This window comes from uncultured Pseudoteredinibacter sp. (genome assembly GCF_947500695.1).
Classification (GTDB): domain Bacteria; phylum Pseudomonadota; class Gammaproteobacteria; order Pseudomonadales; family Cellvibrionaceae; genus Pseudoteredinibacter.
In genome coordinates, this window is record NZ_CANMSS010000010.1 from 90,691 (window position 1) to 112,636 (window position 21,946).

Here is a 21,946-nt window from a genome sequence, read left to right on the forward strand (position 1 = left end):
ATTATGGCTTGCGAATTTCCTGCACGCCATCTTCTCCGCCTAGTAGCAACACATCCGCCGAACGTTCAGCAAATAAGCCATTGGTCACAACGCCTACAATGCCATTAATCGCACGTTCTAACTCGGCAGGTTTTTCAATCTGCATATTGTGAACATCGAGAATTACATTGCCATTATCGGTAAGCACGCCTTGGCGGTAAACCGGATCCCCGCCAAGCTTAACTAGCTCTCTTGCGACATGAGAGCGAGCCATGGGAATGACCTCAACGGGAAGAGGGAACTGCCCTAAACAGTCGACCCATTTGCTATTGTCGGCGATGCAGACAAACTCATCGGCAACAGCGGCAACAATCTTTTCGCGAGTCAATGCCGCACCGCCACCTTTAATAAGGGCCAGCTCCGGGTTGCTTTCATCAGCTCCATCGACATAAACAGCCATTTCACTGACTTCATTGAGGTCGAATACGGTGATGCCGTGGCCTTGTAATCGCTCAGCGGTAGCTTCAGAGCTGGCTACCGCACCTTGGAAATCACCTTTAATCTCAGCTAAATAGTCTATAAAGAAGTTAGCGGTAGAGCCTGTGCCAACACCTACAATCGAGTGGGCATCAAGTTTTGGCCGTATATAGTCAACGGCAGCTTTGGCAACCGCCTGCTTTAGCTGGTCTTGGTTCATGGAGATCTCATCAAGGTCGGGTATTGGAAAGCTCGCCATTATACTCCCAGCTCAATTTACTGTGAACAGCTCTGGCAAGGCATCTTGGCCGTTCGGCAGGCCGTATTTGTGATAATCTAGCTTCGATTTTTGAATAACAATTAAGGAATTTAGCAATGAGACGTAGCGATTGGATAAAGAAGCTGGCCCTGCCGGCCATGTTGTCCTCAGTAGCTTTGGCTGCTGTCTTGCCTGCCCATGCAGGTCTGGATTTGGCAACCATTGATGCCGAAGCAAAAGCCTTGGAGGCTAAGGTGATCAAGTGGCGCCGTCACCTTCACGAACATCCAGAGTTATCCAATCAAGAGCACAAAACCGCAGCTTATATTGCCAAGCACCTTAAGGCCCTTGGCTTTGATGAGGTGCAAGAGGGGGTTGCTAAAACTGGTGTGGTAGGGGTTTTGGTTGGTGGTAAGCCCGGCCCAGTCGTTGCTCTGCGTTCGGATATGGATGCTTTGCCTGTTACCGAGGAAACGGGTCTACCCTTTGCCTCAAAAGCAAAAGGCATGTTTAAAGATAAAGAAGTGGGTGTGATGCACGCCTGTGGCCACGATGGTCATATGTCGATTTTGATGGGGGTGGCTGAGTTATTGGCTAAGCACCGTGAAGATCTGCCGGGTACGGTGAAATTTATTTTCCAACCAGCTGAAGAAGGCATGGAGGGCATTGAAACCTGGGGTGCTAAACAAATGGTGGAAGAAGGAGTCCTCAAAGGTAAACATGCACCAGAAGTTATTTTTGGTTTGCACATATTTCCCTTTCCAGCCGGCAGCTTAGCGTATCGAGCTGAGGGTTTTATGGCAGCACAAGATCGTTTTGAGCTTACTATTCAAGGCAAGCAGACCCATGGCTCGGCACCTTGGTCGGGGGTGGATCCGATTACTACGGCAGGCCAAGTGGTAACCGCGATTCAATTGATTCCCGCGCGCCAGCTTCCAATTACAGAAGCACCTGCTGTCGTTTCAGTAGGGTCTATTCATGGTGGTGTTCGCAATAATATTATTCCTGATAAAGTTGATATGGAAGGCACTATTCGAACTTATGATGTAAAAATGCGCGAAACCTTACATAAGCATTTACACCGTACGGTAGAGAATATTTCGGCGGCTTCAGGCGCGACAGCGGACTTAGAAATCGTCCCGGGTTACCCTGTTACCTTTAATGATCCTGAGTTAACTCGACAGATGCTGCCCACTTTGGAAAAAGTATCTCCTGGTAAAGTAATGGAAATTAAACCGATTACTGCAGCAGAAGACTTCTCTTATTTTCAGCAGCAAATCCCGGGCTTATTTATTGGCTTGGGTGCGGGTAAGCCAGGTGCAGCTTATAACCACTCTCCGAAATTTGATTTAGATGAGGCGGCTTTGAAGACCGGTGTGAAGGCTTTAAGTGCCTTGACTTTGGACTATATGAACAGCAAATAACAAAGCTTTGTGGCAGCATGGCGCAATTTTGATGCGCTATGCTGTGTTTTCCTGCCGCAATTTCTGCCTGGTTAAGTCAAACCATTCTTCGCTGTCGAGTGCATAACTATAAAGATGTCCTTGCGCCATATCACAGCCTTGTTCTCGAAGGAATTGCTCTTGTTCTTCTGATTGGACACCTTCGCAGATCACTTCCATAGATAAGCTCTTGGCGATAGCGATAATTGTTTTTACCAGCTCGCGATTATGTTTTTTCTCGATGGCGCTGATAAAAGACTTGTCGATTTTAATAATGTCGATAGGCAGCTTGGCGAGATAGCTTAGCGATGAAAAACCAGTGCCAAAATCATCGAGTGCAATTTTGATCCCTTTTTGTCTGCACCACTGCAAATTAGCTACCGCTTGGGGTTCATTGTTGATAAGTACATGCTCCGTAAGCTCAATGCCAACCGTGCGGCAGGGGATGCCGTGTTTATCCAGCATGCGCTGCACTGTGTGCTGAAAGTCTTTGTGATTTATTGTGGCGGCAGAAAGGTTTGCGAAGGTTCTAGGAGGTCTTATCCCGCGTATTATATGATTTTTGATGTTTTTAAACATTTGGCTGGTCACCCAAAAGTCCAGCATCAACATACTTTGTTGTTGCTCGAGGATTGGGATAAATTCCGCAGGGGATATCTCGCCAAGCTGCTTGTGCTGCCATCTTAATAGTGATTCGCTGCCACAGACCTCGGAAGAACCCAGGCGAAATTGTGGCTGAAAAATAAGCTTTAGCTCACCGGCCTGTAAAGCCCTTTTTAAATCCTGAGCGATAAAGTGTACGCGGTGGGTGTTGCGATTGAGTTCCGGGTCAAAATAGAAAAACCCATTGCCACCGTTTGCCTTTGCTTGTGCCAAAGCCGCATCGCCATGCTTTAGAAGTGTACCTGCATCCTCTCCGTCATGGGGTGAAATGGCAATGCCGATACTGGCGGTGACTTTTTCTGGACCTTCAAGCAAATGCAAGTCTTCCGAGAGAGTGCTTAAGAGCCGATTGGCGATATTTGAGATTTGCTGGCTACCTTCAGGTAGATTGAAAGCAAGAACATAGACGTCGCCGCCGAAACGAGCTTTTAAATCTTGCACGCTTACTGATGACAGAATTCGGTCGGCGATGCGCTTTAGTATTTGATCACCAATATCATGCCCATATTGACTATTTACCAGCTTGAACTTGTCGATGCCGATAAACATGACAGCTGTTGATAAATCCAATTGCTGGCTGATCTTCATGCTTTGCTGCAGTAATGAGTGCATTAGCTGTCGGTTCGGCAGCTTAGTTAACTGATCATAGTATTCCAGCTCGTGCAATTGCTGTTGTTGTTGCTTGGCCCCCTCCATGCTGTGGTCAATACAATAGAGTTCGATCTCGTTCTGTGGCGATTGAATAACGATTTGGGTGGTTTGAATCTGCAGCTTTTGACCTTGGCGATTAACCCTTATGCACTTTCTATTAGGGGCAACGCCGGTTTTTGATAGCCATTTTTGTAAAACGGATGGAAAACCTGCTCTTTGGTTTTGGGGGATTAGCAGCTCCCCCATGGTTTTACCGCGAGCTTGGGCTAGGCTGTAACCGTATAAGTCTCTACATGCTTCATTCCAATAAATTACTCGCCCTTCTTTGTCATAGCCTTGTACGGCAAGGTGCGGCAGTTGCATGAGCAGCTTTAGTATTCCTTGTTCGTCATTGGCAAGAGGTGGTAATTGAGACTGAGGCTCTGGGGTGCTAACAAAAATACCGGCGGTCATAGAGAGCTGTTCTTGAATAAGGTAGCTAAATACATCGCTACCTTGGCACTTTTGCAGGCCGCTTTGATTCGGATTTTTGAGTAGGTGCCTGAGGCAAGGCGGGGTGTCGGCAGAAAAGATAGAGGCACTTTGCTCAAGCTTTAACAGTCGCTTGGCTGTTTCGTTGACAAATAGGCACCCAGGGCTGGCCTGGTAAACCCAAATGCCAACCGGTCCGTCAATAATTATGTCGAATGCACCCTGTGACAGGCCTGGGAATATGGAGTCAAAGAATTCTTCATTCTCAGGCAGTGTCAGCGTCCGGCTGTTCAATGCTTGAACCCTTTTTAGGAGTGGATATCCTTCAAGCACTACGCTCTAGGCCAATAAACCTTAATTCCTAGCCCAGATGCTGCTTTGGCATCTTACGCCAAAGGCTCCCTTGTCTTATAATTTGTCACCATTATTAGCTAATTTTTGATCAGTTGTCGAGCCTTATGCCAGAGAGTTACGTAAAAAGAATACTAGATGCCCGCATCTACGATGTGGCCCGTGAAACCCAATTAGATGAGGCACCTCTGATTTCGGCTCGAATTAACAATAATGTGCTGATTAAAAGGGAAGATTTACAACCCGTTTTTTCCTTTAAAATCCGCGGTGCTTTTAACAAGCTTAGATTGCTAAGTGATGAGGAAAAAGCTCGTGGTGTAATTGCCGCTTCAGCAGGTAACCATGCCCAAGGCCTAGCGCTGAGCGCCAAAGCCTTAGGGGTAAAAGCCACAATTGTGATGCCTAAGACAACTCCGGCTATTAAAGTGGACGCCGTGCGCCGTCGTGGTGCAAAAGTAGTGCTCCATGGTGATGCTTATGATGGTGCAGCTGCTCACGCTAACAAGTTGGTGGAAGAGCAGGGGCTGACCTATATCCACCCTTTCGATGACCCAGATGTTATTGCCGGCCAGGGCACGGTGGCGATGGAGATATTGCGTCAACACCCAGCTAAGATCGATGCCATTTATATCCCAGTGGGCGGCGGCGGCCTATGCGCTGGTATGGCCGCCTATATCAAATACGTTCGCCCCGAAATCAAGGTTTATGCGGTAGAGCCAGAAGATGCCGCCTGCTTAAAGCTAGCTATGGAAAAGGGCCGTCGAGCCACTTTGTCTGAGGTGGGTATTTTTGCGGATGGTGTGGCAGTAGCGCAGATTGGTAAAGAAACTTATCGAGTGCTCAAAGACAGCGTCGATGGCGTGATTACGGCGAATGCCGATGAGATGTGTGCGGCGATAAAAGACATCTTTGAAGATACTCGCTCAATCGCTGAGCCCGCGGGTGCATTATCTCTAGCCGGCTTGAAAAAACATGTCGCTGAGCAGGGCTGGGAAGATAAAACCGTGATAGCCATTGCCAGTGGAGCGAATACTAACTTTGATCGTCTGCGTTATATTTCTGAGCGTACCGAGATTGGTGAAAAGCGCGAAGCAATGTTGACGGTGACTCTACCTGAGAAAGCTGGGGCATTTCGCAAGCTAAGTCGAGCCATAGGTCGTCGCGGCATTACGGAATTCAACTATCGCTATGGCTCCCATGAGCAGGCCCATGTCTTGGTTGGGGTTCAAGTGCTTGATGACGAAGGGCGTCATGCGTTAGTCGCAGAGCTACGTGATAAAGGTTATGAGGTCTGTGATATGACTGACAACGAGATGGCCAAATTGCATGTTCGCCATATGGTGGGCGGTCATGCTCCTCAAGTCGAAAATGAGCGTCTGTTTAGCTTTGAGTTTCCTGAGCGCCCAGGGGCAATGGATAACTTTCTAAGTAAAACAGCGAGCCGCTGGAATATCTCTTTGTTTCATTACCGCAACCACGGTGCGGCCTATGGGCGAGTACTAGTCGGCCTTCAAGTACCTAAAGAAGACAATAAGGAGCTATTGGCCTTATTGGATAGTTTGGAGTATCGCTATAGCGAAGAAACCGATAGCGAGGCCTATCGTTACTTCTTGAGCTAGTCATTGCTCCTGCGCACTCGTTCCTAAGCTTTTGTGCTAAGGATAGATCTGTTTATTGCTTGACCTTTCTGGGACGCGCGAGTACTGTGCGCCCCCTGCTTTGGTGCCTGCCAGCCCTCTCTTATGGGCTTGGGTAGGTTAAACGGGAAGCTTGGTGCGTCAATTTTGTTGGCTATTCCAGCGCTGCCCCCGCAACGGTGAAACGACATATGTCGTGAAGCCCGATACCGGCCTTCGCAGAGTCTAAATATTAACGATGAAGCGGAGGGCTTTATCAGTGAACGCCAAGTGCAGCCGCTTAGCTTAGCACTTGTCCGAGCCTGTTCCCTCCCTCAGTCCGAGTGTTTGATTGAGGATCTATAATGCAATTTTCTAAGTTACTTTTCGTCAAATCTGTTTTGGCGCTGGCTGTTACAGCCAATACTCACGCTGCTAAAGAAAGCAAAATTGAAGAAATGATTGTTGTGGCTAACCGCATTGAAGTGCCGCTTCGGCAGCAATCGGCGGCAGTCAGTGTCGTCGATGCCGCAACCATTGAGCTACGCGGTCACGCAAGTCTAATGGATGTCTTGCGCAGCGAACCTGCAATTAATGTTAGCAACTCTGGTGGTGCAGGTAAGGCCTCAGCTTTACGTATTCGTGGTGAAGAAGGTTACCGTACCAAGGTATTTATCGACGGCATCGATGTGTCGGACCCTACCGGTACCCAAATTGGCCCGCAGATTCAGCACATTAGCAGCGCCGGTATATCACGAGTTGAGATTCTTCGTGGTGCTCAAGGCTTGGTTTACGGTGCTGATGCTGGTGGTGTTATCTTGATTGATAGCCGCTCTGATAAAGCTGGCTTAAGTGGTGCGTTGCAAGCTGAAGTTGGGCGTTACGATACTCAGAATTGGGCGGCTAATGTGGCTGTACGTGAACAACAGGGTGATATTAGCCTTGCTGTTTCGAAGCAGAATACCGATGGCTTTAACGCGCGCACTATCGATACCACTGGCGAACTCGACGGTTATGAAAATACCACGGCTCATGTCCATGGCGGTTTGAATTTCGCTGATGGCTGGCGCGTAAGCACTACTTTGCGTGATGTGGATTCTAGCGCTGGCTACGATGGTTTTAGCTCCACGAGCAATCATGTTAACTTTGCCAACTATGAGCAACGTGCAGCTCGTTTTGCGCTTAGCAAAAAAGGTACGCAGTGGGATCATGAGTTGGCCTATAGTAAAAACGAAACTCAGCGTGAAAATATCACCGATTTTCCCTTTGAGGCTGATGGTGAAATCGAAGAATTACAATACCTAGGTGCCTGGAAAGGCGAGCAGAATACCTTGGTGTTTGGTGTCGAGCGTGAGACTCAAGAAGACACTCTGAACCGAAAAGAGCGAGATCAAGATTCGGTATATGTTGATTGGCAATGGCAAAATGACAATAAATTGTTTATCAATGCAGGTGTGCGTCATGACGATAATGATGACTTTGGTACGCACAATAGTTATCGCTTAGGAGCTGCCTACTTAATCCCAACCGCTCTGGGTGAGTTAAAGCTGAAAAGCAGCTGGGGAACAGGCTTCCGTGCACCTAGCTTGTCTGAGCTGGCCTACAATCGCCGTGAATTTGCGCCACCATCAATCCTAGAAGTCAATCTGCAAGAAGAAAAAACCGATAGCTACGATCTAGGTGTTCAGCTGTTCCTAGAAGGTGGTGGTCAGCTAGAAGTCGTGTATTTCGATCAAACAGTAGAAAACGAAATCTACTTCGATCTGCAGACCTTTAGTGGATACCTACAGGGTAACGGCGAAAGCCGATCTAAAGGTGTCGAGCTAAGTTTCCAGAAAGACCTTAGCGAGCAGCTGTATGTATACAGCAATGCTACCTATAACGATACCGAAACCGTGCCTAACAGCGCTGGCGTACGAGAGCAGCGTACTCGTCGCCCGAGAGTGTTGTTTAACGCCGGTTTAGATTACCGCTTTTGGAATGATAGTGTGGTGTTGAGCAGTAACTTCCGTCATGTGGCAGGTCAACGTGATAGCTCTGTCGAGCTTGATGATTACCAAGTTCTAGATGTATCGTTACGTTGGATGGCGACCGAGCATATTGATTTGTTTGTGCGAGCTGAAAATGCCTTTGATGAAGACTATCAAGAGGTTAACAGCTATAACTCTTCTGGCGCGGCCGTGTATGCGGGTTTTAAATTAAGCTTGTAAGTTCCTGCGTAGATTAGGAAACATGGGGTATAGAAGGTATGCATAGAGAAACCGCAAAGCGAACTCTCTATTTGCAGTTGATCCTTCTACTGCCCCTCTCCCTATTGGCGCTCTGTATCGGTACGGAGCCTTCTTCCATTTCAGATGCGCTACAAGCTTTGCTTGGCAAGGCGAATAATACCGAGCAACTCATCATTCGAGACATCCGTTTGCCGCGCTTGCTACTGGCCTTGCTGGTTGGTGCTATGCTGGCAAGCTGTGGCACAGCTTGCCAGGGTTTGTTTCGAAACCCTCTTGCGGATCCGAGTTTGATTGGCGTGAGTGCAGGCGCTTCGATGGGGGCCAGCTTATGTATTGTGTTTGCGGCGGCGGTATTTGATATTCCAGTAAGCTTTCTATTGATAGCGATAAGCGCCTTTCTCGGCGGTGCGTTGGCGAGCTTCTTGGTCTATCGATTATCTTTGGGCGATTATGGAACATCCGTCGCCATGATGTTGCTGGCGGGCATTGCGGTGAGCGCACTTGCTGGTGCGATATCGAGTTTCAGTGAGTTCTACTCAGATAACGAGCAGTTAAGAAGAATCAGTATTTGGCAAATGGGAAATCTATCTGGTAGCAGTAGCATGCAGCGCTGGGGGATGTTTGCTCTGTTGGGCATCGTGCTTGTCTTGTTACAGGTAAATGCTAAAAAGCTAAACGCATTACTATTGGGTGAATCTGAGGCAAGGCACTTGGGGGTGAATGTTGATGGCTTGAAGCTGCTGGTTGTATTTCTGGTTGCCGCTGGCTTGGGTTTGTCTGTTGCCTTGGCGGGTATTATCAGCTTTATTGGCTTGGTTGTGCCTCACATCATGCGCTTATTGGTAGGCCCAGATCATCGATTTTTAATCATAAATTCGGCCCTAGGTGGTGCTTTGTTGTTGTTGCTGGCAGATACCTTAGCTCGCACCATCGTTTTGCCAACTGAGCTGCCAGTTGGAGTTTTAACAGCTTTGCTAGGCGCTCCGTTTTTTCTGGTTTTATTACGCAATAAGCGCCAAAAAATACTATGAATAGCTCATTGCACGAAAGTAGTGAAATGCCGTTGAAGCAATTCGCCTGCCTTGAGGCACAGAGTGTATCTTTGATTCGCTCTGGTAATGAGGTGCTAAAGGATATTAGTTTTTCGGCCTGCGCAGGTGAGCTGGTCGTAATCATTGGTCCTAACGGTGCTGGCAAATCCAGTCTATTAAAGACAATGTCAGGGGAGCTTAAGCCTTCGAAGGGTGTTGTCTATATCCATGAGCAAGAAATTGATCAGCTAGAGCTCTCACAGAGAGCGCAAAGCTTGGCGGTGTTGTCTCAGCATGCTAGCTTGAATTTTCCGTTTTCTGTCTCTGAGGTTGTGGAGATGGGTAGAATGCCATTCGCAACCGGCAGCACCTATGATCAAGATGTTTGTTATAAGGCCATGAAGGCCTTCGATTGCTACGATTATCGTGATCGTATATATACTCAGCTATCTGGTGGTGAGCAACAGAGGGCTCAGTTGGCCAGGGTGTTCGCTCAAGCTTGGCCGACATCCAATTACCTACCCCTATATGTCTTTTTGGATGAGCCCAATAGCTCATTAGACCTGAGCCACCAAAAAATGTTGCTAGAGGCTTGTCGTCAAAGATCTGAAAGCAATGCGGTACTTATTCTGGTTTTGCACGACTTGAATTTGGCCTGCCAATACGCCGATCGTATTTTACTTCTGGATAACGGCCGACTTCGAGCCAATGGCAAGCCTTGGGAAGTATGCACTGAATCCATGCTCAGTGAAGTCTATAAAGTCGATGTGAACGTTGTTCAACATCCAAAAAAAGATTGCCCGGCGGTGTATTTATGATTTTTAAACGATTGCCTTGCAGTGGCTTAAGAAAGTACTTGTTGCTTTCACTGTTACTGTTTCAGCTGGCGCCTAAGGCTATATGGGCCAGTGAATTACCCGTTCTAGCCGAACCCGCTAAAAGAATTGTCGCTTTGGCGCCGCACTTAGTTGAAGTTATTTATGAGGTGGGTGCGGGAGATCGGCTCGTTGCCGCAGTTGACTATAGTAATTATCCAGAAGCGGCCAAGGTCTTACCCAGAGTTGGGGGTTACACTGGGGTCAGTGTTGAGGCAGTGGTGCGTTTGAATCCCGACCTGATATTGGCATGGAAAAGTGGAAACTCTGAGAAGCACCTTAAGCAGCTCGAAGCCTTAGGTTTTCAGGTTTATTATTCTGAGCCCAAGAAACTAGAAGATATTGCCACACTGATGGAAGATGTAAGCCGATTGACAGCCAGTAAAGCAGGTGCTGTTAAGGTTGCAAAGTTTCGAGAAGAGTTGGCGCAGTTAAAAAGGCTATATAAATCGCAAGATAAAGTTTCGGTTTTCTATCAGGTTTGGAATCAACCGCTACAAAGTCTAAATGGCCAGAGTATAGTCAGCGATGTTATCGATTTATGTGGTGGGCGAAATGTATTTCACAATGCTAAGAGTATTGCGCCAAAGCTGAGTGTCGAAACCGTGCTGCGTAAAAACCCAGATGTTATCGTTGCAAGTGGGATGGGTGAAGAGAGGCCTGAGTGGCTGGATGAATGGAAGCAGTGGCCTAGCTTGAGTGCCGTGAAAAATAATCACTTGTTTTTTGTTCCGCCAGATCTAATTCAAAGGCATTCCCCTCGTTTGCTAGAGGGCGCAAGCATATTATGCGAACAGCTGTCTTTTGTAAGGCAACAAAAAGCGAAGAAATAGTATCGAGTCAAACGTATTGGGTGATTAAAGATGACTGAAGATAAAGATCAGCGCCATAAAAAGCGTATGCAACAGCGCAAGGAAATCGTGGATGCCGGTGTTGCTAGGGCCCAGGAAGATAAGGGCGTATTTATTGTGCTAAGTGGTGACGGTAAAGGCAAGAGCAGTTCAGGCTTTGGTACCGTGCTTAGGGCTCTAGGTCACGGTTATAAAGTGGCTGTGGTGCAATTCATCAAAGGCACCTGGGAGTGTGGTGAGCGCAATATGCTGGAAAATATGCCCGACGTAGACTTTCATGTCATGGGTACTGGATTTACTTGGGAAACTCAGGATGATGAAAAAGATAAGCTTGCGGCCCAAAAGGTTTGGCAGGAAGCCAAGTCGGCATTTAATAACCCGGATATACATTTGGTGTTGTTGGATGAGATGACCTACGCCTTGAATTATAAATGGTTAGATAAAGATGAAGTGCTAGAGACCATTGCCAATAGGCCAGAAAAACAAAGTGTGATTATCACTGGGCGTGGTGCAAAGAAATATCTGCAAGATGCCTGTGATACCTATAGTGAAATTAAAGCCGTAAAGCATGCATTTCAGGCGGGTATCAAAGCTCAAAAAGGTATTGAGTGGTAACTCAGTGAAGCTAGATTTTAAGAAATTTAGCAGCTCTGCTCTAATGGTGCAGGGGACTACCTCGGATGCAGGTAAGAGCACGATGGTGGCAGCGCTATGCCGGATATTTTCCAATCAAGGTAAGTCTATCGCACCATTTAAGCCACAAAATATGGCATTGAATAGCGCAGTCACTGAAGATGGCGGCGAAATAGGTCGCGCACAAGCAGTACAGGCAGAAGCGGCTAGGGTGCCAGCCCACACCGATATGAATCCGGTTTTGCTAAAGCCCAGTACGGATACTGGCGCCCAGGTTATAGTGCAAGGTCATTCTATTGGCGATATGCAGGCCTTAGATTATCACCACTATAAAAGCACCGCGAAGCAAGCGGTTTTGGAATCTTTTGCGCGATTACAAGATAGCTATCAATGGCTATTTGTAGAAGGAGCAGGAAGCCCCGCGGAAATTAATTTGCGTGAAGGTGATATTGCCAATATGGGCTTTGCTGAGGCCGTAGATTGCCCAGTTATTCTAATAGCGGATATCGACAAGGGAGGGGTATTTGCACACTTAGTAGGAACGCTAGAGTTGTTAAGTGAAACTGAGCAAAAACGTGTGGTCGGATTTGTGATCAATCGCTTTCGAGGCGATATTGCTTTGCTTGAGCCGGGTTTAGAATGGCTGGAAGAAAAAACTGGCAAACCCGTTTTAGCGGTTATTCCTTATTTACACCACTTTCATCTAGAGGCCGAAGACGCGATAAGCGTCAAGCAGCAAGGAAAAGCCACGGATAACTTAAAAGTCTCTGTACTTGTTCTGCCTAAAATTTCAAATCATACAGATTTTGATCCTCTTGCTCTGCATCCGCAGGTTGAGCTTAGCTTTGTTGATTTAAAGTCGAGTTTGGAAGAGTGTGATCTGCTGATTATTCCTGGCTCGAAGTCAGTACGTTCTGATTTGGCTTATTTACGGGAACAAGGCTGGGAAGATGCCATTAAACGACATCTTCGCTATGGCGGAAAGCTTTTGGGGATATGTGGCGGTTATCAAATGCTAGGTAATAGTATTAATGATCCGCTGGGCGTCGAGAGTGAAGCAGGGAGATGCTCAGCTTTGGGCTTGATCGATATGGATACCGAACTTTATGAGCGTAAAGAGCTGAGTAATCGTCAAGGAAATTTCTTTGATAGCGATATTGCGATCAGCGGTTATGAAATCCATATGGGTAAAAGTTCTGGCGCTGATTTAGAGCGGAGCCCTTTTTTTGAATTAGAGAGTGATCAGGGGCTAGAGCTAGAGGGCTTTCGCTCTGCTGACGGGCAAATATTGGGAACCTATTTGCACGGGTTGTTTAATGAAAGCTCGGCCCTTGAACAGTTATTGCGATGGGCGGGTTTGGAATCTGCCGAAGCGTTTAATTATTTGGAGTTTCGCGAGCAAGAAATTGAACGTTTAGCTCAAACTACTCTTGAGGCCTTGGAGCAACGCGAAGCTGGCAGAGATTTATTGTCAATGTAGAGCTATACATTGGGCTTTGAATTTACTTGGCTGGTTCTAGATTGAAGTATGTAACTTACTCTTAGCCAGTGCTACAAAGTAAAACCAGTGCCGCCGCCTCAATAATTTCTACACTGGCCCCGGCTGTATCGCCCGTGCAGCCGCCAATCCTACTCATCATTAAGTGGCGAAGACCTAGCCAGATAAGCAGTAATATACCTAACTCGATTAAGCCTGCGGGCCAGAGCAGTACAAACAGGCTTAGATAAATTAAGAGGGCTAAGTTGATTACATTGGTTTTCTTCAAATCTAAAAAGCCTAAAGCTGAGCCTGATTCACTCACGTAGGGGCAGAACCTAAAAACAGCTATCGCCGAACAGCGGCCCAACATAAGGATGATGATTAAGCTGCTGGCTAAGTTGGTTGATCCAGTGCCACTTTGCTCGAATAAATGGAACAGTGCGCCATATTTAAGTAATAATAAGCAGATCACGGTAAATACAGCGCCGCTACCGCAACGCGGGTCTTTCATAATGGCCAGGCTGCGACTCTTATCGGCCAAGCCGCCAAGCCAGGCATCGGCTGAATCCGCTAAGCCATCGATATGTAAGCCGCCTGTTATAAAAACCCAAGCACAAAGTAGGATGGCGGCGCTGACACTCGCAGGAAATTGGCTTGATAAAAATAGGCTTAGTACAGCGAGAAGGACGCCGAGTAATAAGCCTACCAAAGGGAAGAGGAGGCCGGATCGACGTTGGTCTTCAATTTTGTATTCCTTTAAGTGCGGCATGGGGATGCGGCTTAAAAACATAAAGGCGATGGCTAAACTGCGCCCGAATCCCGAAACTCGTTCCATATAGGGCCCCATTAAAAACAGATGATAAAAGTGGTCAAACTTAATTTAAACCGTGGCTGATTAACTGCGGCCAGTCTGGCTTGCCTGCCTCATGAAAAATGTCTATTTGACTTAAGCAGGCGTGAGGCACGCTAATTCGAGACAACGGCCTTAGCGACATACCTAAAACATCGGCGAGTATGCAGCGAATAACACCACCATGGCTGATCAATAATATTTGTTTGTATTGGTATTGCTGCAAAATATTGTGCCAGGCCTGGCAAACTCGCTGATTGAAATCGGCCATCGTTTCACCATTGGGAGGGCTGTTCGATACCGGGTCGCTCCAAAACGCTTCTAATTGCGATTGTTGGCTTTTCATGAGCTCATCGATATTCGCTCCCTCCCAATCGCCAAAGTTGATTTCTTTAAAACCTTCCTCGATCAGCAAATCTGAATCGCCATACTGCTGTACTAAATCCTCTGCGACTTGCCGACACCTTTGCAAGGGAGAGCTAATAATAACGTCAATATCTTGCAGTGCTGTACAGACGGCTAGCATTTGTTGATGCCCTTCGCTGGACAAGGGGCTATCCCAATGTCCCCGGAAAATATTGCCACCTTCGCAAATACCATGACGCAATAAACGAATACTGGTTTTCATTATTGACTCACACCTGCTTCAGCGAAGGTGGCCATATTGTTATGAATTTGGCAGGCGCTTTCCAATAAACCAATACACAACGCTGCACCGCTACCTTCTCCAAGCCGCATGTTCCATTCTAACAGTGGTGTCAAACTCAAGCTGTCGAGAATGGGCTTATGGGCAACTTCGGCGGAGAGGTGGCTGGCCAATAAATAGTGCATAACGGCTGGATTAATCTTGCATGCCAGTAGTGCCGCAACACTGCTGATGACGCCATCGAGTAATATGCTTTTGCCCATTTGAGCGGCCCTAATATAAGCCCCACATAAAGCAGCAATTTCAAAACCACCTAGCTCCTCTAGAGCGAGTAAGGCGCGTTGACGTTCGTTTAGATTTTGTGTTTTAGCTTTTTCAGTAAAGCGTAGCACGCCTGCATTGATCAGCTTAGCTTTTTGAGATCGGGCTTCTTCGCTAATGCCTGTCCCGTAACCGCACACTTCGCTGACGTCTTTATTCAACAGGACTGCAGCTAGAGCCGCTGCGCTACTGGTGTTTGCAATACCCATTTCGCCACCGATAAATAAGCTGCATTCAAGCGGGGCTCTATCAAGGGCATTTGCACCTTCTTGCAGGGCTTGTTGCGCCTGCTGGTTGCTCATGGCGGCTTGTCTTGAAAAATCGGCGGTGGATTTTGCAATTACGGCATTGTGTAATCGCTGTGCAGGTTTTTGTCCTCTCGCGGTGTGTTGAGGGATTGGATGGCAGGTGCCAAGATTTACCACCTCCATTTGCGCATCAAACTGCCTGGCCAAGACGCTGATCGCTGCGCCACCGGCGATAAAGTTGCTGACCATCTGTGCCGTGACTGACTGTGGAAATGCCGAAACCCCTTGTTGCGCAATGCCATGGTCAGCGGCAAATACGGTTATTTGCGGAGCCTGAATTGTCGGCTTGTTATTGTTTTGCTGGGCGGCTAACTCAATAGCTAGTGTCTCCAGCTTGCTTAATGAGCCTGCCGGCTTAGTTAGCTGTAGCTGATGTTGTACGGCTTCCTCTCGCTTATCGTTCGAAGGCAGAGTGATGTCTTGGTCAAACCAATATTGAGTTTCAGGCATGAGTGGGTTTTCTTATGTTGATTCTGGGCTTGTAGAGGCCTAGTAGGACTTTATCTATTTTTGCTGGGGTTTAAGTTGCTGCGGTATACCGGCAGTGACGAAGCTTACCTGATCGCAAATTTGGGCAAGATCTTGATGTAACCAGCCTGATTCGTCAACAAATACTCGGGCCAATTTATCCATCGGGACCAGGCCTTGTCCGACTTCATTGCTAACCATTAGCAGTTGTCCTTCGAAGTGGCTTAAGCAGCTTAGCAGCCGTTGTTTTTCCTTTTGCCAAAGCCCCTGGTCTTGGTGGAGCAAACAGTTGCTCAGCCAAAGCGTCAAACAGTCCACTAAAACGATGGCATCGGCTCGGTTTAGCGACTCTAGTGTCTGGGCTAAAGCTGTCTTTGTCTCTTTAAGTTGCCAGTGACTGGGGCGCATTTGTTGATGTCGCTCGATTCGCTGGGCCATCTCATTATCGTTTTGAGAGCTATCGGCGGTGGCGACATAGAAGACTTCTCGCCCTGCCGATTCGAGGGACTTGGCAATGGATTCGCTATAGCGACTTTTGCCCGAACGGGCACCGCCTAAGACTAGATGCAGCATGATATAAGGTTCTCTATTGGAGGAAATGCACGCCATGAAGGCAAGCTATGCCACTTTAAGATAAAAATGATTCTAAAGCATGGGTAAATTGTCTTGTTTCGCATAGAAAGATTGTAATTTTAGACTATTATTTAGTTGATTGCTGCGACAAGTATCCTGCATCACTTGTATAGGCTTTGGCTAAAAGATATTTGTTGATCATTCAATCTGTATGAGATTCTGAGTTTTATCTCCAGTTTGGCCGTTTATGCCTTCGTCTAAAAAAGCTTGTTCATATCACTTTATGAAAAAGTGACCACGGGACTGGAAATCAGCTCCTATTGGCCAATACTCTAAAGGACAGGGTGCAAAAACTTAGCTAGTTCTTGGCCGTTTGGCCGTGCGGTTACACTCGCGTAGAACTGTTTTTAGCTAAAGAAAGATATAGGAAGTTATTAGGACTAGGGCTGGTCCAGGGTGGTGCCCTCTACAAATGGTATTGGGGGGCTGGTATTAAGAATTCTAAAATAAAAGACTATGAAATTTAATGACTCCTGTGTGCAAGAACATATGACTATGGGTTTTGTAACAGTGGAACCAAATGCTTCTTTGAGCGAGATTTTGCAAACTTTAACGGAAGCCAAATCTCCGTGCTTAATTGTTATCGATGATGACAAGCCAGTAGGCATTATTACCGAGAGAGATTTGGTTGGATTGTTAGCGGCGAGCCACTTAGAAGGGAAAAACTTTAGTGACTTATTAGCGCAAGATATTATGACGCCGTCTCCCGTGACAGTGCATTACGGCTCGCCACTTAAAGAGGCTTTCGTTATTTCACAGTCTTACAATATTCGCAATTTACCAGTGGTCGATCCAGATGGCTATTTGATGGGGATTATCGGACAAAACGATGTTCTAGATGCCCATTTCAATATGCTTGATGAGCTTCGAACCCTCTCTATGGAAGACTCTCTGTTGGGGATCGGCAATCGCCGCGCTATGGAGATGGATCTGCAATACACCCATAATAATGCCTTGCGCTATCAGCGCTACTACTCGGTTGTACTTATTGATGTTGATAACTTTAAAAAGTACAACGATCATTACGGGCATCAAGAGGGTGATCGGGTGTTAAGGTTGGTTAGCGATACCATTCAATCCAGCTTGCGTAGCTCCGATAGATTATATCGCTATGGCGGCGAAGAGTTATTAGTGCTGCTTCCAGAGACCTACCCCTTAGTTGCGGCTAAAGTGGTCGAGCGAGTATTAGAAGCGCTCGAAGCTAAAGCGGAGCCGCATTGCGAAAGTGATTATGGCGTTTTGACTGCAAGTGCAGGACTGTATAGCTATGAGCCCGGTTGTGGAATGGAATGGAAAGAATTAGTAGAGCTGGCTGATGGGCAGCTTTATAAGTCCAAACAGCGGGGCAGGAATTGTGTTAGCTGGGAAGGTGATAAGGATTCCATAGCCGCAGCCGCTGTTTAAGCTTGGGGATTAGTCTAGAGCGCCTCGGGGTTTTCAGAGGTGCCCTAGAGTTGCGTTTCTATTTATAAAGCGAGGTCTTTGCAGTACTTTTCATATACCAATCTTTGACAGGCTTGCCCCCTTCTAGTTACTAAAGTAGATTGAATCAACTAGATCCTATCAGGGAGGGCCGTATGAATATTCTTTTAACTGGTGCCAGTGGCTTTATTGCCCAATCTCTAATTCCCCGATTGCTCTCCCAGGGGCACCAACTATTCGCGTTGACCCAGTCTAAAAATGCCTGCGCACGATTATATGGAAAGCAAGTAGAGTGCTTCACTAGCCTCGATGATTATTGGCAGCTTGCGAACAGGCCCAATATAGATGCATTGATTAATCTTGCCGGAGCAGGTATCGCTGATCAGCGTTGGAGTGAGTCGCGCAAAGCGGAGCTGCTCAATAGTCGCATTAACACCACAAAAAATTTAATAGAGTTTATTGCAGCTTTAGATTGCACACCCGAAGTTTTATTGAGTGCTTCGGCGATTGGCTTCTATGGTAGCCATTTTGAAGATGAGCCGCTCGACGAGAATGCTAATCCTCAGCAAGGCTTCACTCATGATTTGTGCAATTCTTGGGAGGTTGAAGCTCTGCAGGCAGAGGAGCATGGCGTTCGAGTCTGTCTTCTTAGGACCGGGATTGTACTTGGGAAGGGAGGTGCGCTTGCAAAAATGCGCTTACCTTTTTCTATGGGCCTTGGCGGCCGGGTTGGAAGTGGCAAGCAATGGATGTCATGGATTCATATTGAAGATGAAGTTCGAGCTATAGAGTTCCTGCTGGAAAATAAAAACGCCAAGGGCGCTTTTAATTTAACGGCCCCAAATGCTGTACAGAATATTGAGTTCACCCGCCTTTACGCTAAGTCTTTAGGGCGTCCTGCTATTTTTCCTTTGCCCGAGATAATTCCAAAGCTTATGTTAGGTGAGGGTGCGGAGTTGTTGCTCGAGGGGCAGAGGGTTTACCCAAGAAAGCTATTGGAAATTGGCTTTCAATTCCAGCTTGGGGAATTAGAAGAGGCATTTTCCGCATTGTAAGGGCATAAAAAGAGCCCAGCTGAGCTGGGCTTAAAAATCGACTAGGGTTTAAACCTATTTAGAAAAAGTTGTATCTAAAATCTATGCCGTAGGTTCTAGGCAGGGCATAAGATCTTCTAACCACTCCTTCTTGCGCCAAGAAAGCCGGTGCGATACTGGTGTAGTAACGTTCGTCCGCCAAATTTTTACCCCATAGGCCTACAGTCCAGTTTTCATTATTGTCGGAAACTTCGAGACGGCCATTGAGTAGCTCATAGGAGTTGATAATGATGTTGCTGCTATTTGCGATATCACCATAAACATCATCTATATAACTATAATCTAAAGATGCACGGGCAATATTACTGTCGCTGATGCTGAAGCGATAAGAAACTTGTGCATTTGTTTGCAGCTTAGGCGTATTCGGTGTTTCATTACCAATGACTGTTGCAGCTTCTGCTGGGTCTTCAGAAGCAAACTCAGTAATTTCACCGTCTAAATAGCTGGCTCCTAAATCGATTCGCAGCCCTTCAATGGGTTGCCAGTTGATATCAAATTCAGCACCTGCAATCTCCGCCTTGCCAGCATTTGTTAGAATGGCATCCTGTACCCTTGTGCCATCTTCCCCAACAATAGTGACTAGTGCTTGTGCTTGCAGGTTGTCATAGTCATAGAAGAATACCGACGCATTTACTCGCAGCGGGATATTACTGGCGGTCCACTTTATACCGGCTTCATAGGCTAATAATTCCTCACCATCGAAAGGCTCCAGTGCAGCGTTAGAGGTAATACCAGAACCATCAAAACCACCTGATTTGTAGCCTTCGCTAATGCTGGCATACAGCAAAGTTTCGTCATTGGGGCGATAGTCTAGCCCGAGTCTCCAAGTTAGCTCTTCGGCATTGATACTGTCTTTGCCTGGAATAATCGGCAAGTCTGGAAATATTCGATCGACTAAAGCTGTGCCATAGGGGTCGAATGATTGTGAGCTGCGATCGATACTGCGTTCTTCTTCAAGATAACGTAGGCCGGTGGTTAAGGTGAATTCCTCAGATAATAACCAGTCGACTTGCGAGAATAGGGCCCAGCTTTCTACTGTTCGTAAGTATTTCGTATCGAGAAAACCTAAAACCGAATCAGAGGCGTCTTGACGCTTAAAAAAATCTACTTCATCTTCAGCGTAATGAATGCCGGCTGTCCAGTTTGTACTTTCTGTTTCACCAACTAATCGAAACTCCTGACTGAACTGCCAAGAATCATTGTATAAATCTTCATTGAGAATTCGGCTGGCGGTACCCTCGGAATCAATCATGTGTCGGTTCAGGGTTTCGTAGCCACTTAACGATGTGAATTCCGCAAATCCTAAATCCCAGCTAACTCGCAGTTGGCCGCCCCATTGCTCGTGATCATTAATTCCCAGTTCGTCTCCTTCCACTGTGTAAGGTTCGTCACTGGCAGGTGTCATTCCAAGAGCGTCTGCACCATCAAGTTTTACCAATGGGATATCGGATTCATCATTAAAATAGTGGATGCTGGAATATACTTCTACTTCTTCGCTTGCCTCCAAAAGAAAATTAGCGCGAATAGATAGCTTGTCTTGTCCGCCGAAGTTGCTGTCAGCTGGGCGCTCTTTAATTCCAGGTATTACTCCAGGTATTCTTGTAAAGCCCGCTGTTCTGCTGGTGCCTAAATTGTTTTGATGGCCGTCCGAGCGAGTCTGCTTTAGGGCGACTCGAGCCGCTAAGTTATCGCTTAGGCTGCCGCCGATTGCAGCCTCGATATCCGTTTCATTAAAACGCCCGTAACTTAAATCTATGTAGCCGTCGGTTTCATGGCTGGGTTTACGAGTAATGAAGTTAATGGCTCCAGCCGTAGTATTTTGTCCAAATAAAGTTCCCTGAGGGCCTTTTAAGACCTCCACTCGTTCAATATCAAATAAAGGTACATTCAAGTAACTGGGGGTTGCCATTGCGACTTCATCAATATGCACAGCTGCTGAGGCACTTACATTGGGTTCTTCAAAGCGTAGGCCGATTCCCCGAATTGTGACGATAGGGTCATAAAAACCAGTAGAAGGGGCTAAGTTTAAACCTGGGGTTAGGGTGCCAAGCTTACTAAAATCGTCGATACCCTTATCCTTCAGGTTCTCAGCGCTAAAGGCCGCAATAGAGATCGGAATATCTTGAATATTCTGCTCTCGCTTTTGAGCGGTAACGGTAATCTCCTCTAGCGTGCTTTGTTGAGCAAAACTGTTATTGGCACATATGGCCAAGGCTAGGGCGCTGAATAAAAATGGTTTGTTTAAGCGTGATCGGGCCATGATGCAAGTGTCTCCGAGGCTATGCTGTTGAGCGTTCAAGTTATTGTTATGCATACAATCATTCATGTATTTCAGTTACTTAAAGCTTCTCGTTTACCTCGGCCAGGCCGGCGGCCAACAGCATTGCTGACTGTATACCGGCCAAGGTGTTTTAACAGCTTGAGTAAGCCAAAATACCTACTGAATATTTACATACATTAGCGTATGTATGAATGATAGGCAAACCGAGTTTCAGTTTGATGACAAGATTTAGCTCGCTTTCAACTGATATCTAGGGTTCGTCCAAAATGCCTAAAGTGGCCTTTTCAGCGATATCAAACAGCTCGTTGAAAACCTCCTTTTCGGGAAACATTAGGTATTCGATAGCAGCCCCGCGCAGGAGGGTTCGCTGCATATAGCGGATTTTTTGAATCTGAGCATGCTTTAAGTCAGAGTGCTTTAGGCAGTTGCGCCATTGCTCTGAGAGCTTGCTGTCTAATTCCTTAAACAGTGGCAGGATTCTCTCTGATAGCTCAGTGTCGCTACGACAAGCGAGCCATATTTGGATAAGAACAATGGTTTCTTTTTGGTGGAATAATTGCTTTTGGAGCTGCCAAACATCCTTCAGCAGTTTTCGTGGGTCTTCGTCTTGTAAGATAGGCAGGTATTGTGCGTAATACTGGTCATACACATGCTCAGCGGCTTGAGCGATAAGCTCTATACGTCGGTTGCCAAAATGGTGTTGCAGCGCGCCACGAGTTACCCCTGATTCTTGGGCAATCAAAGACATGGTGGCACCTTGGTAGCCGTGTTGCTGTATGCAGCGCACCGTCGCTTCTAAAATATTGCTACGGGTTTGATTGCTACGTTCCTCGTTGCTACGCCGAATTAGACTCATGCTTGCCTTCTTTTCCCAAATCAAGCGGGAGATTCTAACCTTTGACCTTTATGTACA

The 21,946-nt window shown here is 46.8% G+C and carries 18 protein-coding genes and 1 riboswitch; of the genes, 10 read left to right on the plus strand and 8 right to left on the minus strand.

The genetic code is table 11. The features are described 5' to 3' along the window. Position 1 precedes the first annotated feature (1 nt). On the minus strand, positions 2-676 hold the full coding sequence (gene rpiA / locus Q1A08_RS16880; protein WP_299775204.1) for a ribose-5-phosphate isomerase RpiA: 675 nt from the start codon (positions 674-676) through the stop codon (positions 2-4). 155 nt (positions 677-831) lie between these two features. On the opposite strand from rpiA, the gene Q1A08_RS16885 reads away from it, so the two are divergent. After that, positions 832-2,139 (plus strand): amidohydrolase, encoded by a 1,308-nt coding sequence (locus Q1A08_RS16885; protein ID WP_299775060.1) that lies wholly within the window; start codon positions 832-834, stop codon positions 2,137-2,139. A gap of 36 nt (positions 2,140-2,175) precedes the next feature. Here Q1A08_RS16885 and Q1A08_RS16890 read toward each other — a convergent pair whose 3' ends face one another. Continuing rightward, entirely contained in the window at positions 2,176-4,236 is a 2,061-nt protein-coding gene (locus Q1A08_RS16890; RefSeq protein ID WP_299775062.1) for a sensor domain-containing phosphodiesterase, read from the minus strand. 164 nt (positions 4,237-4,400) lie between these two features. On the opposite strand from Q1A08_RS16890, the gene ilvA reads away from it, so the two are divergent. The 7 genes from ilvA to Q1A08_RS16925 all read left to right on the plus strand — a co-directional run bounded on the left by ilvA (position 4,401) and on the right by Q1A08_RS16925 (position 13,010). Continuing rightward, on the plus strand, positions 4,401-5,912 hold the full coding sequence (gene ilvA / locus Q1A08_RS16895; RefSeq protein ID WP_299775063.1) for a threonine ammonia-lyase, biosynthetic: 1,512 nt from the start codon (positions 4,401-4,403) through the stop codon (positions 5,910-5,912). Between the two features lie 84 nt (positions 5,913-5,996). Then, a riboswitch (cobalamin riboswitch) is annotated at positions 5,997-6,163 on the plus strand. 111 nt (positions 6,164-6,274) lie between these two features. Next, positions 6,275-8,119, plus strand: a complete 1,845-nt coding sequence (locus Q1A08_RS16900; protein ID WP_299775065.1) for a TonB-dependent receptor — start codon at positions 6,275-6,277, stop codon at positions 8,117-8,119. Between the two features lie 38 nt (positions 8,120-8,157). Next, positions 8,158-9,171 carry an iron ABC transporter permease gene (locus Q1A08_RS16905; RefSeq protein ID WP_299775066.1) on the plus strand — a complete coding sequence of 338 codons (1,014 nt, stop codon included), beginning with the start codon at positions 8,158-8,160 and terminating at the stop codon, positions 9,169-9,171. Beyond that, positions 9,168-9,989 (plus strand): heme ABC transporter ATP-binding protein, encoded by an 822-nt coding sequence (locus Q1A08_RS16910; protein ID WP_299775068.1) that lies wholly within the window; start codon positions 9,168-9,170, stop codon positions 9,987-9,989. The genes Q1A08_RS16905 and Q1A08_RS16910 overlap by 4 nt, the downstream gene beginning before the upstream one ends. Then, positions 9,986-10,879, plus strand: a complete 894-nt coding sequence (locus Q1A08_RS16915; RefSeq protein WP_299775070.1) for a cobalamin-binding protein — start codon at positions 9,986-9,988, stop codon at positions 10,877-10,879. The genes Q1A08_RS16910 and Q1A08_RS16915 overlap by 4 nt, the downstream gene beginning before the upstream one ends. A 30-nt stretch (positions 10,880-10,909) precedes the next feature. Then, complete coding sequence (cobO, locus tag Q1A08_RS16920) at positions 10,910-11,512, plus strand: cob(I)yrinic acid a,c-diamide adenosyltransferase (protein WP_299775072.1); 603 nt, start codon at positions 10,910-10,912, stop codon at positions 11,510-11,512. Between the two features lie 43 nt (positions 11,513-11,555). Beyond that, positions 11,556-13,010, plus strand: a complete 1,455-nt coding sequence (locus tag Q1A08_RS16925; RefSeq protein ID WP_299775206.1) for a cobyric acid synthase — start codon at positions 11,556-11,558, stop codon at positions 13,008-13,010. A gap of 61 nt (positions 13,011-13,071) precedes the next feature. Here Q1A08_RS16925 and cobS read toward each other — a convergent pair whose 3' ends face one another. Genes cobS through cobU form a run of 4 tightly spaced genes read right to left on the minus strand, consistent with a single transcriptional unit; the run spans position 13,072 to position 16,176 of the window. Continuing rightward, positions 13,072-13,845, minus strand: a complete 774-nt coding sequence (gene cobS, locus Q1A08_RS16930; RefSeq protein ID WP_299775074.1) for an adenosylcobinamide-GDP ribazoletransferase — start codon at positions 13,843-13,845, stop codon at positions 13,072-13,074. A 40-nt stretch (positions 13,846-13,885) separates the two neighbouring features. Then, positions 13,886-14,488: a histidine phosphatase family protein gene (locus Q1A08_RS16935; protein WP_299775076.1), complete on the minus strand. Its 603-nt coding sequence runs from the start codon at positions 14,486-14,488 to the stop codon at positions 13,886-13,888. After that, positions 14,488-15,585, minus strand: coding sequence for a nicotinate-nucleotide--dimethylbenzimidazole phosphoribosyltransferase (gene cobT / locus Q1A08_RS16940; RefSeq protein ID WP_299775078.1), 1,098 nt, complete (start codon positions 15,583-15,585; stop codon positions 14,488-14,490). Before cobT ends, Q1A08_RS16935 begins: the two co-directional genes overlap by 1 nt. A gap of 54 nt (positions 15,586-15,639) precedes the next feature. Beyond that, entirely contained in the window at positions 15,640-16,176 is a 537-nt protein-coding gene (gene cobU, locus Q1A08_RS16945) for a bifunctional adenosylcobinamide kinase/adenosylcobinamide-phosphate guanylyltransferase (RefSeq protein WP_299775080.1), read from the minus strand. A gap of 516 nt (positions 16,177-16,692) precedes the next feature. Between cobU and Q1A08_RS16950 the strand changes: the two genes are divergently transcribed. Beyond that, positions 16,693-17,640, plus strand: a complete 948-nt coding sequence (locus Q1A08_RS16950) for a diguanylate cyclase (protein ID WP_299775082.1) — start codon at positions 16,693-16,695, stop codon at positions 17,638-17,640. Between the two features lie 173 nt (positions 17,641-17,813). Continuing rightward, positions 17,814-18,713, plus strand: coding sequence for a TIGR01777 family oxidoreductase (locus Q1A08_RS16955; protein ID WP_299775084.1), 900 nt, complete (start codon positions 17,814-17,816; stop codon positions 18,711-18,713). 58 nt (positions 18,714-18,771) lie between these two features. Here the strand turns inward: Q1A08_RS16955 and Q1A08_RS16960 are convergent, their stop codons facing one another. Both Q1A08_RS16960 and Q1A08_RS16965 read right to left on the minus strand, forming a co-directional pair. Next, positions 18,772-21,066, minus strand: a complete 2,295-nt coding sequence (locus tag Q1A08_RS16960) for a TonB-dependent receptor (protein WP_299775086.1) — start codon at positions 21,064-21,066, stop codon at positions 18,772-18,774. Positions 21,067-21,283: 217 nt separating this feature from the next. Then, positions 21,284-21,889: a TetR/AcrR family transcriptional regulator gene (locus Q1A08_RS16965; protein WP_299775088.1), complete on the minus strand. Its 606-nt coding sequence runs from the start codon at positions 21,887-21,889 to the stop codon at positions 21,284-21,286. Positions 21,890-21,946 lie beyond the last annotated feature (57 nt).

What these genes read in the sequence shown, in the direction of transcription:
- rpiA (WP_299775204.1), bottom strand. Translation starts at nt 676, where the DNA reads ATGAACCAAGACCAGCTAAAGCAGGCGGTTGCCAAAGCTGCCGTTGAC.
- Q1A08_RS16885 (WP_299775060.1), top strand. Translation starts at nt 832, where the DNA reads ATGAGACGTAGCGATTGGATAAAGAAGCTGGCCCTGCCGGCCATGTTG.
- ilvA (WP_299775063.1), top strand. Translation starts at nt 4,401, where the DNA reads ATGCCAGAGAGTTACGTAAAAAGAATACTAGATGCCCGCATCTACGAT.
- Q1A08_RS16900 (WP_299775065.1), top strand. Translation starts at nt 6,275, where the DNA reads ATGCAATTTTCTAAGTTACTTTTCGTCAAATCTGTTTTGGCGCTGGCT.
- Q1A08_RS16905 (WP_299775066.1), top strand. Translation starts at nt 8,158, where the DNA reads ATGCATAGAGAAACCGCAAAGCGAACTCTCTATTTGCAGTTGATCCTT.
- Q1A08_RS16910 (WP_299775068.1), top strand. Translation starts at nt 9,168, where the DNA reads ATGAATAGCTCATTGCACGAAAGTAGTGAAATGCCGTTGAAGCAATTC.
- Q1A08_RS16915 (WP_299775070.1), top strand. Translation starts at nt 9,986, where the DNA reads ATGATTTTTAAACGATTGCCTTGCAGTGGCTTAAGAAAGTACTTGTTG.
- cobO (WP_299775072.1), top strand. Translation starts at nt 10,910, where the DNA reads ATGACTGAAGATAAAGATCAGCGCCATAAAAAGCGTATGCAACAGCGC.
- Q1A08_RS16925 (WP_299775206.1), top strand. Translation starts at nt 11,556, where the DNA reads ATGGTGCAGGGGACTACCTCGGATGCAGGTAAGAGCACGATGGTGGCA.
- cobS (WP_299775074.1), bottom strand. Translation starts at nt 13,845, where the DNA reads ATGGAACGAGTTTCGGGATTCGGGCGCAGTTTAGCCATCGCCTTTATG.
- Q1A08_RS16935 (WP_299775076.1), bottom strand. Translation starts at nt 14,488, where the DNA reads ATGAAAACCAGTATTCGTTTATTGCGTCATGGTATTTGCGAAGGTGGC.
- cobT (WP_299775078.1), bottom strand. Translation starts at nt 15,585, where the DNA reads ATGCCTGAAACTCAATATTGGTTTGACCAAGACATCACTCTGCCTTCG.
- cobU (WP_299775080.1), bottom strand. Translation starts at nt 16,176, where the DNA reads ATGCTGCATCTAGTCTTAGGCGGTGCCCGTTCGGGCAAAAGTCGCTAT.
- Q1A08_RS16950 (WP_299775082.1), top strand. Translation starts at nt 16,693, where the DNA reads ATGAAATTTAATGACTCCTGTGTGCAAGAACATATGACTATGGGTTTT.
- Q1A08_RS16955 (WP_299775084.1), top strand. Translation starts at nt 17,814, where the DNA reads ATGAATATTCTTTTAACTGGTGCCAGTGGCTTTATTGCCCAATCTCTA.
- Q1A08_RS16960 (WP_299775086.1), bottom strand. Translation starts at nt 21,066, where the DNA reads ATGCATAACAATAACTTGAACGCTCAACAGCATAGCCTCGGAGACACT.
- Q1A08_RS16965 (WP_299775088.1), bottom strand. Translation starts at nt 21,889, where the DNA reads ATGAGTCTAATTCGGCGTAGCAACGAGGAACGTAGCAATCAAACCCGT.